At 37.8% G+C, this 17,873-nt stretch carries 14 protein-coding genes; 11 read left to right on the top strand and 3 right to left on the bottom strand.

All coding sequences use genetic code 11. The features are described 5' to 3' along the window. Window positions 1-72: 72 nt before the first annotated feature. Window positions 73-1,581, bottom strand: a complete 1,509-nt coding sequence (garD, locus tag B7E07_RS20270) for a galactarate dehydratase (protein ID WP_080848616.1) — start codon at window positions 1,579-1,581, stop codon at window positions 73-75. A gap of 121 nt (window positions 1,582-1,702) precedes the next feature. Between garD and B7E07_RS20265 the strand changes: the two genes are divergently transcribed. The 7 genes from B7E07_RS20265 (at window position 1,703) to B7E07_RS20235 (ending at window position 9,300) form a co-directional block, all read left to right on the top strand. Further along, window positions 1,703-2,626, top strand: a complete 924-nt coding sequence (locus tag B7E07_RS20265; protein ID WP_080848615.1) for a LysR family transcriptional regulator — start codon at window positions 1,703-1,705, stop codon at window positions 2,624-2,626. Window positions 2,627-2,804: 178 nt separating this feature from the next. Further along, window positions 2,805-3,635, top strand: a complete 831-nt coding sequence (licT, locus tag B7E07_RS20260; RefSeq protein WP_080848614.1) for a BglG family transcription antiterminator LicT — start codon at window positions 2,805-2,807, stop codon at window positions 3,633-3,635. Window positions 3,636-3,824: 189 nt separating this feature from the next. Beyond that, window positions 3,825-5,678 carry a beta-glucoside-specific PTS transporter subunit IIABC gene (locus B7E07_RS20255; RefSeq protein ID WP_080848613.1) on the top strand — a complete coding sequence of 618 codons (1,854 nt, stop codon included), beginning with the start codon at window positions 3,825-3,827 and terminating at the stop codon, window positions 5,676-5,678. Window positions 5,679-5,736: 58 nt separating this feature from the next. After that, a complete protein-coding gene (locus B7E07_RS20250; protein ID WP_080848612.1) occupies window positions 5,737-7,173 on the top strand; it encodes a glycoside hydrolase family 1 protein in 1,437 nt (478 codons plus the stop codon). Window positions 7,174-7,399: 226 nt separating this feature from the next. Then, complete coding sequence (locus B7E07_RS20245; RefSeq protein ID WP_080848611.1) at window positions 7,400-7,732, top strand: DnaJ family domain-containing protein; 333 nt, start codon at window positions 7,400-7,402, stop codon at window positions 7,730-7,732. A 139-nt stretch (window positions 7,733-7,871) separates the two neighbouring features. Next, window positions 7,872-8,555 (top strand): hypothetical protein, encoded by a 684-nt coding sequence (locus B7E07_RS20240; RefSeq protein WP_257391510.1) that lies wholly within the window; start codon window positions 7,872-7,874, stop codon window positions 8,553-8,555. Between the two features lie 4 nt (window positions 8,556-8,559). After that, window positions 8,560-9,300, top strand: coding sequence for a hypothetical protein (locus tag B7E07_RS20235; RefSeq protein WP_080848610.1), 741 nt, complete (start codon window positions 8,560-8,562; stop codon window positions 9,298-9,300). A gap of 242 nt (window positions 9,301-9,542) precedes the next feature. On the opposite strand, the gene B7E07_RS20230 is transcribed toward B7E07_RS20235, so the two are convergent. Continuing rightward, a complete protein-coding gene (locus tag B7E07_RS20230) occupies window positions 9,543-10,622 on the bottom strand; it encodes an iron-containing alcohol dehydrogenase family protein (protein WP_080848609.1) in 1,080 nt (359 codons plus the stop codon). Between the two features lie 774 nt (window positions 10,623-11,396). Between B7E07_RS20230 and B7E07_RS20225 the strand changes: the two genes are divergently transcribed. The 4 genes from B7E07_RS20225 to B7E07_RS20210 all read left to right on the top strand — a co-directional run bounded on the left by B7E07_RS20225 (window position 11,397) and on the right by B7E07_RS20210 (window position 16,910). Continuing rightward, the gene (locus B7E07_RS20225) at window positions 11,397-12,920 is read left to right on the top strand and encodes a glycine betaine uptake BCCT transporter (RefSeq protein ID WP_080848608.1); all 1,524 of its coding nucleotides are present in this window, start codon (window positions 11,397-11,399) and stop codon (window positions 12,918-12,920) included. A 210-nt stretch (window positions 12,921-13,130) separates the two neighbouring features. Continuing rightward, the gene (locus tag B7E07_RS20220; RefSeq protein ID WP_080848607.1) at window positions 13,131-13,856 is read left to right on the top strand and encodes a 3-ketoacyl-ACP reductase; all 726 of its coding nucleotides are present in this window, start codon (window positions 13,131-13,133) and stop codon (window positions 13,854-13,856) included. A 1,234-nt stretch (window positions 13,857-15,090) separates the two neighbouring features. Further along, on the top strand, window positions 15,091-15,978 hold the full coding sequence (locus B7E07_RS20215) for a glycine betaine ABC transporter substrate-binding protein (RefSeq protein WP_080848606.1): 888 nt from the start codon (window positions 15,091-15,093) through the stop codon (window positions 15,976-15,978). 188 nt (window positions 15,979-16,166) lie between these two features. Continuing rightward, entirely contained in the window at window positions 16,167-16,910 is a 744-nt protein-coding gene (locus B7E07_RS20210; RefSeq protein WP_080848605.1) for an MOSC domain-containing protein, read from the top strand. A 182-nt stretch (window positions 16,911-17,092) separates the two neighbouring features. Here the strand turns inward: B7E07_RS20210 and B7E07_RS20205 are convergent, their stop codons facing one another. Then, window positions 17,093-17,611, bottom strand: coding sequence for a TetR/AcrR family transcriptional regulator (locus tag B7E07_RS20205; protein WP_257391509.1), 519 nt, complete (start codon window positions 17,609-17,611; stop codon window positions 17,093-17,095). Between the last annotated feature and the right edge of the window lie 262 nt (window positions 17,612-17,873).

Genomic DNA, 17,873 nt, shown 5'->3' with positions numbered 1-17,873 from the left:
TGTGAAACATTAGCTGTGAAACAAGAAAAACCGGGGCGTCACTGTGACCGCTTAACCGCTCACTGTGACCGCTTAAGTAATCGGAGCCGGATTAAACGGTGTAAAATCATTATAGATTTCATATTTCTCTGCACAGGTTTTTCGTCCGCTGGCGACATCGATGATTTCGTTAAATAAGAGTGTCCCGATTTCTTGGATGGTGGCTTCTCCTGTTGCAATTGGTCCAGCGTTCACATCAATGAGGTCATGCCACATGTTTTTTAGATCGTTTCTAGTTCCTACTTTAATCACTGGAGCCGCAGCCAGTCCATATGGCGTTCCTCTTCCTGTCATAAAAACCTGAAGGGTCATGCCGCTGGATAGCTGGCAGGAGCCGCATACAAAGTCGCTGGCAGGGGTTGCCGCAAAAATCATTCCTTTTTCTGCAGGCCTTTCTCCAGGAGAGAGGACCTCTACGATCGGTGAGGAACCAGACTTCGCAATGGAGCCCATCGCTTTTTCAACGATATTGGATAGGCCTCCTTTTTTGTTCCCGGGTGTAGGATTTGCAGAACGATCCACATGAGAATTTTCTAAGTACTGATCGTACCATTTCATCTCTGCTGCTAATTTGCTTGCTACTTCTTCATTCACACAGCGTTCGGCAATAAGATGAACGCCATCACGCACCTCTGTTACTTCAGAAAACATCACAGTTGCACCGGCATTTACGAGCAAATCAGCGCTATATCCGGCTGCCGGATTGGCAGTAACACCTGAAAACGCATCACTTCCTCCGCATTGCAGACCAATACATAATTGAGAGAGAGGCAGTTCAACGCGTTCTCTTTTGTTTAGTTTTTTCAGCTTATGTTCGGCCATTTTCATCATTTTGGCCATGATGGCATCATGCCCGTTTACTTCTTGTAATGTCAGCACATTTTCAGGTGTGTTATAGTCTTCATCCATTAGCATTTCTAATGTTAACTTCTCACATCCCAGAGAAATGATCATCGTTTCACCGCCGAAGTTCGGGTGTTTCACCATATTTCTCAGCATGCGAATGGGAATAACCGCGTCAGGAGCAGAGATGGCGACCCCGCATCCATATGCGTGATTAATCGCTACAATATCATCTACATTAGGGTATAGCGGCAGAAGAGTTTCTTTCATCTTTTTTACAGCATTGTTTAAAATCCCAGTGACACACTGAACGGTAGTCACGATGCCTAATATGTTTCTCGTCCCTGCAAATCCATCTTCATTAGGAAAAGCCATAAATGTTTTGACTGGAGGCTCTGGTAAATCTCTCACTAAGTTAACTGCATAGCTCATATCATCCAGTGAAGGGGGGATGGGAAGCTTTAGCATATGCTCGTTAATCCAATCTCCTATATCGATGTCCGCAATTGCGTAGCCTAGAGTCACGCCATATCGAGTAATGGCTGCCCCTTCAGCTATATGGCATAATGCTATTTTATGGCCTTGCGGAATATCATGATTGGCTTTGACACCTTCCATTATTTCTGTCCCAGAGGCAATGGCATTAACAGTTATGGCAACGTTATCATTTTTGTTCACTTTAATGTAAGAAATCCCCATGTTTTTCCTCCTAGAGTCTTGTTCTTTCTTTGCCTTCATTGTACGCTTAGAGAAAATAGAAGAAAACGTTAATCATTTTAGACTGCTCTTAGGAAAATTAAGAGTTAGGGGTGAAGTGTGAATGGATTTAAAGCAGCTGGAATATATCATAAAAATAGCTGAGGAAAAGAATATTACACGAGCGGCAGAGAAGCTGTTTATCACCCAGTCAGCCCTCAATCAGCAGCTTCTTAGATTAGAAAAGGAACTTGGCACACAGCTTTTCATGCGCTCAAGAGCGAATTGGCAGTTAACTTCAGCAGGGAAGATTTATAGTGAAAATGCCAAGAAAATGCTTCAAATAAAAAAAGATACATATAATCAAATCAATGACCTATTAGAGAAGCAAAAAGGAAAATTAAGCTTAGGCTTTACTCCAGAGCGTGGTTCCGAAATGTTTGCCTCTGTCTATCCTTTATTCTATAAACAATTTCCTCATGTGAAAGTGGAACCTTACGAGCTTACAGTCCGCCAGCAGCAAAATGAGATCGCTGCAGGAAATCTTGATATTGGCTTTCTTACCTTACAGGATCACCAAAAAACGAATGATGAACATATCTCTATCTGTGCTGAAGAAATTATTCTAGCGGTTCCCGTGTCCCATTACCTTGCCGAATTAGGAGGAGCTTTGGGAGAACATCTCCCTGAGATCAGCTTGGAGCAGTTTAAAGAAGATTCCTTTGCCATTATGCAAAAGGGTTCCACTTTACGAGATCTCTTCGATCAGCTTACAAGTGAATGTAAGATCAATATTTTACTAGAGACAAGAAGCTGTCAAACTCTATTTAAGATGGTTGCTGAAGGATTATGCTGTTCGGTTATTCCAGTAATATATGCCCAAAACCATCCTAATGTAAAATACTTTTCAATAAGTCAAAAACCAACCTGGAAAATCTATGCATCATATAAAAAGGGCAGTTACCTGAGCCATCCGGCGAGAGAATTTATCCGTTATGCAGCCTTTTACTGGAATAAAAAATCCAATGCCCTGTGGAATAATCTGTGAAACAAGATTTTCCGGGGTGTCCCTGTGACACTTAAAGTACTTGCAATTCAAAAGTTAGTATAGTACTATGTACTTAAAGCGCATACAAGACGGATTGTAACTGTTAAATCAGGCAAAACCGAGACCTTTTTACATTAACAGGGGGCGGTTTTGCCTTTTTGTTATCGGAGGTGAAGAAGTGAAAATCGTAAAAATTTTAAACAACAATGTTGTTGTCTCAATTAAGGATGATCAAGAAGTAATTGTTATGGGACGTGGGATTGCTTTCAATAAACGTTCTGGTGATCAAATTAATGAGAAACAAATCGATAAAGTTTTCACTTCGGAAGATGATGATATTACAAAGAAGTTTAAAACCCTTATCTCGGATATTCCTATGGAATATATGGAACTCTCTGAAAAGATCATTCAATATGCAAAAATGAAGTTAGGCAAGAAATTAAATGATAGTATTTATATATCTTTGACAGATCATATCCATTTTGCAATTGAGAGGCACAATGACAATTTGCCGATAAAAAATGGATTGTTATGGGAAACGAAGCATTTGTATAAGGAAGAGTTTGAAATTGGACTGGAAGCATTAAATATGATTTGTGATCAATTTAATGTGATCTTGCCAGAAGATGAAGCAGCTTTCATCGCACTTCATATCGTAAATGCTCAACTAAACGAAGATATGACAAACCTCATTGACATGACGAAGGTGATACAAGATATTTTAACCATCGTTAAGTATCATCTGAAAATTGAGTTTGATGAGAATTCATTAAATTACTATCGTTTTATTACTCATTTGAAGTTTTTTGCACATAGACTAGTGAAGGGTTCGCATTACAAGAATAAGGATGAAGATGATCTGATTAATGTGATAAAAAGTAAGTATCCCAATGCGTATCAATGCACACAAAAAATTAAAAAATTTGTAGAAAATAAATATAAATATGAGTTAACAGAGGAAGAAATGCTTTATCTAACTATTCATATTCAACGTGTTTTAAATAAATAAATAAATAAATATGTTTTTTTAGGATTGTAACTTACGAGGCAAAACCTAAATTGACTCTTTCAAATGGGAAGGGGTCAGTTTAGGTTTTTTTCTTTGCTGAAGATGTGATGAGGTATGAAATAGATGATTCAAAAGATACTAAAAATAAATAGAAATGCAGTCTTTTAACCATTTAAAGGAGAATGAACAATGAGCTACGAAAAACTTGCAAAGCAAATCGTACAAAATGTTGGTGGAGATGAAAATATATCAAGCCTTATTCATTGTGCGACAAGATTAAGATTTACTCTGGTGAATAATGACAAAGCCAATAAACAGGCTCTAGAGAATGCAGACGGGATATTAAGTGTTGTTCAAAGCGGCGGACAGTTCCAAGTAGTGGTTGGCTCTCATGTTTCAGAAGTATATAAAGAGATTGTTAAGATTGCCAGCATTGGAGAAAAGAAATCTGTTGATAATAAAAATCAAGGTTCTATTACTTCACAAATTTTTGATGTTATATCTCGAACTTTTTCACCGATCATTCCTGCATTGGCAGGTGCTGGAATGCTCAAAGCATTATTAACTCTGCTTACACTAGTGGGATGGCTATCTGCAGAAAGCGGAACTTATATGATTCTGTCAGCTGCAGGGAACGCAATCTTTTACTTTTTGCCTATTTTCCTAGGAATAACTTTAGCGATCAGGCTTGGGGCCAATCCGTATGTAGGTGGAACCATTGGTGCAGCCTTGCTTGAACCTAATTTAACAGGATTAATTGAAGCTGGATCATCGTTTTTAGGTATTCCAGCCATTGTTGTGGATTATTCGTCAACTGTTTTTCCAGTTTTTATTGCAGTTTGTATGTATGCGCTGTTCGAAAAGGGTCTAAAGAAAGTGATTCACAAAGATTTACAGCTCTTCTTGGTGCCAATGCTTTCATTAATTGTCATCGTTCCTTTAACAGTTCTGATCTTTGGACCTTTTGGTACGTATGTCGGTGAGGGGATTGGTGCTATCATCCAATTCTTAGCTGAAAGAAGCGGAATACTAACAGGTGCTGTTATGGGGGCAGCTTGGACATTCTTAACTTTATTAGGCCTACACTGGGGGCTAGTTCCCATCATACTGCAGAATATTGCAGATGGAGGAGATCCGCTATTATCAATGCTATCTGCAGCCGTTTTTGCTCAGATTGGTGTAGCAGCAGGTATATTCTTTAAAACGAAGGATAAAAAATTAAAAACACTCGCGGGTTCTACAATGCTTCCAGGCTTGTTCGCCGGCGTTACAGAACCTATCTTATATGGAATTATTTTAAGGTATAGAAAGACTCTGATTACGCTCGTCATTGCTGGGGTAGTTGGCGGTGCGATTAATGGGATGCTCGGCACTAAATCAACATCTTTTGCATTTCCAAGCTTGCTGGCAATTCCAGCCAATACACCAATTACTTTTCATATTATTGGTATCCTTACGGCCTTTGCAGTAGCATTTATCTTAGTTTTGGTCCTGGGATATGAAACAAGAAATAAAGGCAATAAATTGGCACAAGGTTCAAACGAAACAAAGATTTTAGATCAGAATGCCGCTGTTGAGCAATTAGTGAAAAAAGAGCTTGTGGTTAGCCCTCTTGCAGGCAAGCTAAAACCATTAGTGGAGGTAAACGACGCTGCTTTTGCCTCAGAAGCAATGGGAAAAGGGATTGCAATTGAACCAGCAGCAGGAGAAGTTACTTCTCCTGTAGACGGTACGGTTACGGTGGTATTCCCAACAGGGCATGCGATTGGGCTCACTTCAGATGAAGGGGCAGAGATTTTGATTCATGTTGGAATCAATACGGTTCAATTAAATGGGAAACACTTCACCGCTCATGTAAAAGCGGGAGACATAGTCAAAAAAGGCGACAAACTAGTGGACTTTGATATGGAAAGGATCTTAGAAGCAGGATACGAACTAACCACACCGATCATTATTACAAATACTGATCGTTATAATGAAATAGTGGCTACTGATCAAAAAAGCATTAAAAATAAAGAGAAACTTCTAACATTATTAATTTAATTTTAAGTAAAGCTTTGGGGGGAATTATCCCCTTCATTATGATAAGGAGAGTGCTGATATGAATTCATTAAATAAATTTCCAGAAGGTTTTCTTTGGGGAGGAGCTACTGCGGCAAATCAGATGGAAGGTGGTTTCCACAAGGGAAATAAAGGGCTAAATATTGCCGACGTTTTGCCTGGAGGGAAAGAGAGACTAAATGTATTAAAACAGCCTGGATTTGATTTTGAAATCGTTCCAGGAAAGTATTACCCTAACCATGAAGGAATAGACTTTTATAATCGTTACAAAGAAGATATCGGATTATTTGCTGAAATGGGCTTTAAAGTTTACCGTATGTCAATTGCGTGGAGCCGTATTTTCCCTGACGGCAATGAAGCAGAGCCGAATGAAGAGGGGCTTGCGTTTTATGACCGTGTTTTTGACGAACTGCATAAATATGGGATTGAGCCGGTAGTAACAATTTCACACTATGAAATGCCTTTAAATCTGGTTAAAGAATACGGAGGCTGGAGAAGCCGAGAGGTCATTGGTTATTTTGAAACGTATGTTAATGCGATTTTTAATCGCTTTAAAGACAAAGTAAAGAATTGGATGACATTCAATGAAATTAACAGTGCCCTTCATTTTCCCATTATGAGCATGGGATTTTCAATTGAAAATGAAGAAAATAAATATCAGTCCATCTTTCAGGCATTTCATCACCAATTTGTGGCCAGCAGTCTTGCAGTAAAAGCATGTCACGAAATTATTCCTGATGCAAAAATTGGATGCATGCTATTGTCTGCACCAATATATTCATATGACTCTAACCCAGAAAACGTCATGTTTGCACTAGATGAAGAACGTATTTTTAATTTTTACTGCGGAGATGTTCAAGTACGAGGAGAATATCCCGCTTATGCTGAACGGTTCTTTAAAAAACACAATATTTCACTTGATATTCGCGAAGGTGATTTGGAATTAATTAAAAATCATCCTGTTGATTATGTTGGCTTAAGCTACTATATGTCATTCACGCAAAAGAAAGATAAAACAGGACTTAATATGGCACAGGGCAATCTGTTTGAAGGAGTCAAAAATCCATTCTTACAAGCTAGTGATTGGGGATGGGAAATAGATCCTACTGGATTGCGTGTGATTTTAAATAAATTATATGATCGTTATCGTGTACCCCTGTTTATCGTTGAAAATGGGCTCGGTGCTTATGATAAAGTCGAAGAGGATGGCTCAATCAACGATGACTACCGAATTGATTACTTACGCAGCCATATAAAAGCAATGGCAGAAGCAATTGAAGACGGAGTTGATCTAATGGGCTTCACAAGCTGGGGCTGTATCGACCTAGTGAGTGCATCAACGGGCGAATTTTCAAAACGCTATGGATTCATCTATGTAGATAAGCATGATGACGGTAGCGGTACACTGAAGCGCAGCAAGAAAAAGTCCTTTTACTGGTATAAGAATGTTATTGAGAGCAATGGAGAAAAGCTTTAAGAATTTTAAGATGAGACCCTGAAATCATATCTTTTATGATTTTAGGGTCTTTCCTGTTTATAAGAGGGAACATCACCAGTGCAGCCTTAGGGTGTATTCTTTACCTCACACATGTCCTATTTTCACTGAATTTAGTTTAATTTGAGGGACAACATTTACAAAATAAGGGGTTAATTCTAAACTTAAATGAGTACGTTTTATAGACAGGAGATCAAGGGGGAATACGATGGAGAGAAAATACAATGATCTAATAGGCGATATTTTAGAAAACGCAGGTGAGAAAGATACTTTAAAGGGCAAAGGAAAGCCCCTGCCAAAAGGGTATTTGGAAAGGGATGTTTATCAAAACTTTCAGAAGATCGCAAAAGACGCTGGCTACTTGCCTGAGTGGCTGAAATTACAAAAGCAAATTTCAGAATCTGTTCATCGGTGCCAATCCGAAGAAGATGTAAAAATAATTAATGAACACATCATAAAATATAATAAAATATGTCCAGCACCTATGCAAAAAAATCTCATATCCCTAGAAAACTTAGCTGAAGCAAAAAATATTTGGTGATCCTTCAGCTAATTGAGAGCGCTAACTTTCCCAGGGGCGTTCTGTGGAACAATCTATGAAACAAGATTTTCCGGGGCGTCACTGTGACAGAAAAAAGGAGGTGTTTCAAATAGAATTAAATTTTCCTGTCTTCAATCTTATGACAATTCTAATTACCGTTGTAGGATGGGGCATTATTGCGTATATTGCTATTCGAATTTATAGAAAACAAACTGTTAAACCAAAAATATGGAAAATTATGATTGTTCTTTTTGCTGGTTTATTTACTTTTTCGTTTCATTGGGTGCTTATTGGCACGCTTTTAAGAATTCCGCTTCTTCCACTTGGAGTCTGGGTACTATACTTTATTCTTAAACGAAAAGAAGGACGCTGGGAGACATATCGAAAGTTTGCATGGTTAGGGTTCCTGGGGAATTTTATTTTTTTAGCATTAACCTTGTTAGCAATACCTCTTCAGCAGCTCGTTTATCCTGACAATCCATCTACGTATATTTCTAACATTGAGAATGCTTCTGTTATTCATATTCACCCCTCAGCAGAGGAGCAAATATTAAACAAAGAAAGCCTCCTAAATCAGATGGAAACAATGAAGGAAGCAGCCATTATGGGTGGTGAGTGGTATGAAGAGACATTTGCATATGGAGAAGAAAATATAGTCAACGAACGGTTTCCTTATCAGCTTATTGAGCTTTCTCCAAGGTGGGGGAGCGGTATCTCAGCTATTATTTATATCGAAGAAGATGGCAAAGGTCTTTTAATAACAACGCCTGAAAAGCAATTATATCTACGCTCAGAAGAATCCCTGCTTAAGGGGGGAGAATAAGATAATGAAGAAAAAATACCTCATAGGACTTGGGGTCCTATTGGTCCTTTTAGCAGCAATCACATACTGGTACTTCTTTGCGGATCCTTCCTCTATGCCAGCAGACGAACAACTGGTAAAAGAGATTAATAGCATTTACCCTCAAGCTGATGCGGCAGTCATCCAGGATACCATTTTTATTGACGAACGCAATGTTCTGGTCCCGTTTATTTCAAATAAGGAGAATTATGGATTTACTTCATGGACTTGGCATAACAAAAAGTGGACGATAAATTCAGTCAATACAAAAGGAGATCCGATGCTTTGGAAAACTAACCCTAATGATCCTTCGAGCTATCGCTTCATATGGAATATTCATCCTGATGATCAATTAGGATCTATCGATTTATTCTTAATTAGAGACAGAGGATATCGTATGACGGATGGAATTGAATTCTACGATCCAAAAGTTCAAATGAAGGAAACGGTTTCACTTGGAGATGAATCCTATGGAATAGTGGAGCTTCCACCAGAATGGACAGCTTTTATGAATCCTTTTATTGAAGTGGAAATGGCAAAACAGTCAACGATAACGAGCAGCTTCTATTCTGAGATGTATATGTATTTTGGATGGATCGCCTATGATGCAGAACGTGAAGAGGCTGTTCCTGAACGCTCCTTTGGCGGAAACGGAACTTATGGCGGGGTTGAACTAGAATATATTAGAAGAATGCAAAGGCAGGATATAGAGATACCGAAAGATTAACTAGGATGGAAGTGTATTCCAATCGCCATACACTCCTTTTAAAAACGTAGTATCTATATTCGAAGAAGACATCACAAGTTAGATCAATCCGAATAAAAAAGGCCTTCGTAAATACGGAGGCCTTTCTGTCTTATTTAGCCTGAAGAAACAAATAAGCTTTTAAATTTCAGTTAAATAACAATAAATTTGAAATACAGTATGAAGCAAAAAAATCGGGCAGTCGCATGACCACCCGAATTAAATCAATTCCCTACCAATATGGTTTCGAGCTGTTCCATAGCATGGATGACATCCGCTTCGCTAAATGTGCCCATTAGCTGCAGGGATTCCTCCGGTTTACTTGCATGTGCTGCGACGAGTGCCATGGCTTGACTGTGATTTTCAGTGACATTCAAATCTTTTAAGTTGATAGGAAAGCTGAGTGCCTTATAAAAAGGTATAAGTTCTTCCACTTCGGCATGGCGATTTTCTACAATGAGTTGCACCAAAATTCCATATGCCACTTTTTGTCCATGAAGAATACTATGGGTTTCTTTTACAAAGCTGAGTCCATTGTGAATGGCATGGGCACCAGCCATTCTGCCGTAGCGACCGGCATATCCGCCTACCGTTCCGGCTAAGGTGATTACGGATTCAACGACCTTCGTAAAGGAAGGAGAAACAGTGTTTGTTTCCAAACTTTCAAGTGCCGTTAAACTTTCTTTTAATAATATTTCCTTAATAAATGCGGCATGCTGTAAGCCTGAATGAATCATAATCGAAAAGTTATCATCTTTCATTGTGTTTCGAATAATGGCCTCGGCCTCGTACCATTTGGCTAATGTATCCCCAATTCCACCTTTAAAGTAGTCAGCGGGAGAGCTAAGGAGCATGACCGGATCAATTAATGTGAAATAGCTGGAACGCTTATGGTAATCGACTCTAATAAATGAGCCGGAGTTATCATAAATAACACTTAAAGGAGTGGTCGCAGCACATGTGCCAACGACGGTTGGAATCGTAATCACTTCAATGTTTAATGTGTCGGCGACCGATTTAGCGGTGTCGAGGATAATTCCTCCGCCAATGCCAATAATGACATCTGCTTGACGAGCACGATCTGCTAGAGAGTTAATAGCAGAATCTGAGCTATATCCACTATGCTGAAGAACTTCTACATGAGAAGGAAGGCTTGTGTAATGAGTAAACGCTTCAAAGGATTTATGTCCTGTCACTACAACAGGAGATTGAAAGTCCTTTAAAAAGAAAGAAATATCTTTTAAGACCCCTTCCTTACAAACATACTGGTTTGGACCGCTTCTTACGATATCCTCTGGTTTCATGCTTTTTAACTCCTTTTCATTAAAATAAAAAAAGACCTAATTCAGCAACATAAAAACAAACTGCTAATTTAGGTCTTGCCTGCAAGGACAGTCACAGGCCTAAATATTTAGAATATATGTATTTTAACAATTTTCAGCGAATTGTCAAACAGAAAAACACTGTCTAATTTTAAGTGTAATCTAAAAGACTATATCCCTATATTTTGGAAGTGTATAGTTGGAATCAGCTAAAAAAATAAAAAAAAATAAAAAAATTTTTTGTTGAAAATTGTTTAACGTTTTCAAAAATCAAAAAATAAAAGCATTCAGAAGAAAGTTTACTGCTTAAAAATGTAGTAATAGCAACCTTTATTAATACTTTTCGAAAGATACAAATTGAGCAGAAAATCGATGAATAAAGAAAGAGTTTTTTTCTGAAATGCGGACAAAAATTGATGCCTTAAAAGACATTGAGTATTGCTTCTCGCTTTTTTTAAGAAGCTCAGATATGTTAAGATATAGCAGTTGGCATAATACCTTATAGCCAAGTACATCCTTTTATGGCATAGGATACTTTTTGGAAATTATTAATTATTGTACTCTTTTATTTCCTGCAAAATTGGCAATTCCACCTGGGGAATCACCTCAAATAACCCCGTTTATTCAACATAAATTAACAATTCATAATAAAAAATATAGAATCTTTGAACTTAAAGTGGAGATTTTGGGAAAAGTTATAAAAGGATGTTATTTGTATTTATAAGGAACAGTATTTTACAGAGAAAGGAATATTCTATGAGTAAAATAACAAACGTTTTTTGGATATCAGTTGCGATCGTGCTTGCAGCTGTCATATTTGGTATTGCTGCACCTGAAACTTTCGAAGAGGCGACAGGCAATATTCAGGCATTTTTCTCAACAGCCTTTGGATGGTATTATTTGATTCTGGTAACCATCATTGTACTTTTTTGTATATTTCTTATTTTTAGTCCGGTTGGTGCAATTAAATTAGGAAAGCCAGACGAAAAACCTGAGTACACAAAGTCATCTTGGTTTGCGATGCTTTTTAGTGCAGGAATGGGTATTGGCTTAGTTTTCTGGGGAGCAGCCGAACCGCTTTCCCACTTTATTGATCCGCCGCTTGCTGAGGGAGGATCAAATTCTGCCACGAAAGAGGCTATGAGATATACTTTCTTCCATTGGGGAATCCATGCTTGGGGGATTTATGCAATCGTTGCACTTGCGCTGGCTTACTTTCAATTCCGCAAAGGGGAATCTGGTCTTATCTCAGCCACGTTAAAGCCTGTCTTAGGTGCAAAAAGAATGGAAGGTCGACTTGGCACATTGATAGATGTCTTAGCAGTATTTGCTACAGTGATTGGAGTAGCGACTACTTTAGGATTTGGGGCTGCACAGATTAATGGAGGCTTGTCCTATTTGTTTGGAATTCCAAATAACTTCATGGTGCAGTTTATTATTATTGCAATCGTTACGGTCCTTTTCTTAATGTCTGCATGGTCTGGGTTAAGCAAGGGAATTAAGATCCTAAGTAATGCAAATATGTTCTTAGCCGTTGCGTTATTGATTCTAATGTTTATTGCGGGACCAACGATTCTTATTTTGAATTTGTTTACTGATTCATTAGGAGGCTATATTCAAAATATTGTCCAAATGAGCTTCCGAATCGCTCCTTTAAATGAAGATCATCGTTCTTGGATTAATGCATGGACGATCTTCTATTGGGCATGGTGGCTATCATGGTCACCATTTGTTGGCATATTTATTGCGCGTGTTTCAAGAGGAAGAACGATACGAGAATTTTTAATAGGTGTTCTTCTGCTTCCTAGTATTGTAAGCTTCTTCTGGTTTGCTGTATTTGGCACATCGGCAATTGATGTTCAAAATGCTGGGAATATTGACTTGTCGCAATATGTAACAGAGGAAGTACTATTTGCGGTCTTTAACGAGTTCCCGATGTCTACAATTCTTTCTATAGTAGCACTCGTGCTGATTTGTACATTCTTTATTACGTCAGCCGATTCGGCGACATTTGTACTTGGAATGCAGACGACAAATGGGTCACTTACACCACCAAATACAATCAAGCTGACTTGGGGGATTGCACAATCTACAATTGCGCTGACTCTTTTATACAGTGGCGGTCTGCAGGCTCTTCAAAACATTCTTATCGGAGCAGCCTTCCCATTCTCCATTATTGTCATATTAATGATGGTCTCTCTGTACCGGTCATTGGCAAAAGAGAAGAAAGAGCTTGGGTTATATTTCAAACCAAAACCGCGTAAGCCAGCTAATAAATAGTTTTATCAGAATGAATTTTATAGAAATTTAATATGCCACATTTAAAAGAAACCCGGATTTAGAGGAAATCCGGGTTTTTTATATGATTTATGATTTTATTTGGAATTCTAAAATGCTGCAGTTTGACTTAAATAATTTGATAGTAAAAAGCATATTCTTAGAAATTTTTAACCACAATTATATAATAGAACAAGAAAGGAGCTGTTGAACATGACACAATCATTAAAAGGAAAAGTTGCGTTTGTCACTGGAGCTGGGAGAGGAATCGGTAAGGCGGCAGCGATTGCTTTAGCAAAAGAGGGTGTAAACCTGGGGCTGCTAGCCAGAACTGAGGAAGCTCTAAAGGAAGTGGCAAAAGAAGTGGAAGCATTAGGTGTAAACGTAGCATATGCACCTGTGGACGTATCTTCACAGGAAGAGGTTAAGGAAGCAGTGAAGAACTTGACGTCTGAAGCCGGCCCAGCAGATATTCTTATCAATAATGCTGGTGTAGGACAATTTGGCACATTGCTGGAGATGGATCCACAAGACTGGAAACATATCATTGATGTTAACTTAATGGGCGTCTACTATATGACCCATGCAGTCCTTCCGCAGCTTATTGAAAAAAACAGAGGGGACATCATCAATATTTCATCCACAAACGGATTAAATGGAGCGGCTACATCCAGCGCATACAGTGCATCTAAATTTGGTGTAATCGGTTTAACAGAATCTTTAGCACAAGAGGTCCGCAGAAACAATATTCGTGTTACAGCTTTAACACCTAGTACTGTTGCAACCGACATGGCCGTTAAAACCAATCTGATTGCAGAAAATAACGATGAAAAGTACATGCAGCCAGAGGACATTGCTGAAGTGATTGTTTCACAATTAAAATTACATCAGCGTATTTATGTTAAAACAGCTAGCATGCTTGCAACGAATCCATATTAATTCATTATTATCTTAATTTGTTACATAAACCTTATGTCACTGAAAACAGGTTGGGACATAAATATTTAACACAACCATAGAAGCGAATGGTTAGGGAGGTCATCTTTCTAATCATTCGGTTTTTTTTATGATTATAAAATATATTTTATTAATAAGAGTGAAATGGAGCGGAGGACACTCGACTCCTGTGGAAAATAGAGGAAAGGCTGAGCCCCCGCAGGAGATTTTGTTTCGAGGAGACGCTTCTGTTCCCACGTAAAAACAGGGTCCGCAGCGCAGGTGGAACGGACGTGTTTAAATATCCAAACCGAGATAATGTATATTCGTGTTTTACAAATATTAATTTCGGCTTGTCCTCTTTTGACTTTGTTTCGCCAGTGGGCAAGTTTCTTTATAAAATAGGTTTCATATGAGAAATAGCGGGTATAACTAAAAAGTTATTATATTATTTTTTATGGAATGAGCTAATTTAAATAGAAATTAAGACTCATAAACTCAACAGGGTAAGTATACAATAATAATAAGTAAGTCTTCTTTTTTTATAGCAGTAGAGTCAAATAGTAAGGAATCATAAGAAAAAAGGAGGAAATGTAAGCATATGCCGATCCATTACCGTTAGTACAATGTCATAGGAGATTATAACCATTCCTTAGCCAATACGCTATTTGAAAGATTCCTAAGTATTATTCTATAATAGAAGTAGATCATTTTGAAAATTCCAGAAATTTGAGATGATTCACAGAGGGAAATGTTTTTTACATATTAGTATTCTATTAGCACCTCAGTCATTTAAGGAAGAGTGCAGCAGCCTGTTGAACCGACAAAGGCACTGGGAAATGATCCTGATATTCTTTTAATGGGTAACTCTCTAAGATTACATGATCCATTACTTGAAAAAAGATAGGCAGGATGACTTTCCAGAACGTAAGATTTCGGCATGTAATAATTCTATTTTCTTCTTTCTATATGTTAATATATGCCAATTGATATGTCTCGAGTTTTTATTGTTATTAGATACATATCTAATTTCATATTAAAGCCAAAACTGCTGTGTTGGTTCTATTTTGATATGCTTCCTTTCTTTATGACAAAGGGTTATAGCGTTATGCTAATACTAGAAAGCAGATTCCTCTATTTAATGTATGGAACAGTTGCTTGTGCTGTTTGAAACAGTATTGACAGCTATTTTGTTTTTCCATACTTAAACTGCAAACATAATTAAGGGGGAACTGTAATGATTAAGAAATTTTTAGGTGTGGCTTCAGCAGTAACATTAACATTAGGTTTAGCTGCTTGTGGAAGTGATGATGCTGCCACAGGGTCGGTAGGAGAACAGCTTGATTACGAAATTATCGGTATTGATCCAGGTGCCGGTATAATGAACTTAACAATTAACGATGTTTTACCTGGATATGGACTGGATAATTGGGAAGTAGTGGAAGGTTCAGGAGCTGCGATGACAGCTGCTCTTAAAAAAGCTTACGATAGCGAGGAGCCTATCATTATAACTGGCTGGAGCCCACACTGGAAATTTAATTCCTTTGATTTGAAATACCTAGAGGATCCAGAAGGTTTATACGGTGAAGCTGAAGATGTTCATACAATTGCTCGTTTAGGGTTAAAAGATGATCATCCAGATGCTCACATGCTGCTGGATCAGTTTAACTGGGAACCTGAACATATCGAAAATGTTATGAATTTAATCCAAGAGGGAGCAGCACCTGATGAAGCTGCTTCGCAATGGGTAAGTGAGAATGAAGATGTTGTAAGTACATGGACTGAAGGAGTCAATGAGGTTAGCGGTGAAGAAATTACCCTCCTGTATGTAGCATGGGATGATGTAATCGCAAGCACTAATGTTGTTGCTAGTGCACTTGAAAGTGTAGGGTATGAAGTGGATTTAGTACAAGTTGATGCAGGTCCTATGTGGGCTGGTGTAGCTGATGGAAGTGGAGATGCTATTGTGGGTGCATGGCTTCCAACAACACATGCCGATTACTTTGCTGAATATGAAGGCAACTTTGAAGATCTCGGTTCAAATATGCATGGAACAAAATTAGGGTTAGTAGTTCCAGAATATATGGATATTGACTCCATTGAGGATCTAAAGGAAGAAGAGTAATATCTATATAGTAAGAATAGGTTATTCTTACACACAAGACAGCTCAAATTAAGGTGGATTTAAGAAATGATTGCAGGTGGCAGGTAAGCTTTCATTCGGCTTACTTACCACCTTCTTTCATTTGTTTATGTAAATCAATTAGTGTTGTTACATATAGAAAATTCTGGTTTAGAATAGAGGGACAAATAATGTTGATCGGTCGTATTGAACAAATTGTTCGTCACCCAGTTAAATCATTACGCGGAGAAAGTGTCCGTAATACAAAAGTAATGAAATATGGCCTGTATGGAGATCGTAGTCATGCGTATATCGATGAAACAAAAAAGGGGAAATTTTTAACCATTACCCAATTTCCGGAGATGGTTCAGTATAGTGCTCGTTTTCAAGGAGAAGAACAATCAGATATATACCCAAGAGTCATCGTTCAAACACCTGAGGGTGAAGTCCTTGATTGGAACGATCGTCAATTACTAAATGAAATGGGAAAAAAATCAAATCGTGAAGTGTCCACGATCGAATATTCTCCATCACATGTTCCCATTGGTCCAATTGCAGAAGAGCATCTGCTATTGGTTACTGATGCTTCCCTGCATAAAATAGAAGAAATATGGGGCAGCGAGATTGATTCTAGAAGATTTCGCCCTAATTTAGTCCTTAATTTAAACGACAAAGTCCCGTTCATAGAAGAGGAATGGTTTGGTAAACGAATTCGAATTGGGAATGAAGTTGAAATAGAATTAGTAAGATATTGCAAAAGATGTATGATTATTACTGTAGATCCAGTAAGTAGTAAGCGGGATTCGAGTTTGCATAAAGCTGTGATTAAAGAAAGAAATAATCATTTTGGCGTCTATGCATCGGTTATTAAAACGGGCAATATTCAAGTTAACGACGAGGTTCACCTTTTACAGGAGACAAAGAACAAAAGCTAACTTAATAAGGATACTAGCTATATAGCTGTAAGTAAGATGGAAAATGAGAATATTTAAATTCCTTCTATAAAGTTGACCCGGATGAAGAAACAAATTTCCGGGTCTTTTTTTTGACTGCATTAAAAGGGTGATGGCTTGCTGTATCATAGTCTTGAGTTCTGCTTATTTATTATGATGTTTTCTCATCGAATCGTCGATAGGCCTTTATTAATCAGATTGTTTATGATCTCTGCCATTTCCTGATAACTTTCCTTCATTCCAGTCTCCAGCCAATTTTTGATAACAAAAACGCTTCCGCCTACCACAAAAATGATCATATATTCGAAATGATGCCGATCAAGCTTCTCTTTCGTGATCCAATTATTAAAAATAAATTTTTTTATAATAAGCGTGCCTTGTTTTTGAAAATGATGTTCGGTGCTCTGATTAAGAAGTACTTGGCATATGACCTTGTTTTTTGAGATGTACTCCAGAATTTTCTCGATAATTAAGAAAGCTTCTTCCTCTTTTGAAAAGTTATATTGCTTTAGTGCGGCCATCATATCGTCGATAAATTTTTCTTCAATGGAATTTAATAAGTCATATTGATTGGAATAGTGGGAGTAAAATGTAGAACGATTAATATCGGCGAGCTCACAAATTTCTTTGATCGTTATAGCAGATATTTGTTTATTCTGCAATAACGATACTAGACTTTCCATTAGCACCATGCGTGTATATTGTTTGCGTCTGTCTAATTTTAAACTCAAAACCAACAACCCTTTCTTCTTTTTTACAGATGTATGAGTTAGTTCCTCAACATTTTCAGTAAATGTGTTGGAGAACGTACATAATGAAAGTAACTGTTTGTTGAATAGCCAACACCGTGTTTATATAATGATAAAGTGTAATGGCAAATGACTCAAGAGAGGGTGAAAAAAGATTCGTATTGCAGAATATATTATCAAACATAAAAAAGCCGTT

The organism is Cytobacillus gottheilii (assembly GCF_900166665.1).
Classification (GTDB): Bacteria; Bacillota; Bacilli; order Bacillales; family Cytobacillaceae; genus Cytobacillus; species Cytobacillus gottheilii_A.
The sequence above is the reverse complement of the archived record's forward strand: the minus strand, read 5'-3'. Positions and strand labels throughout refer to the sequence as shown.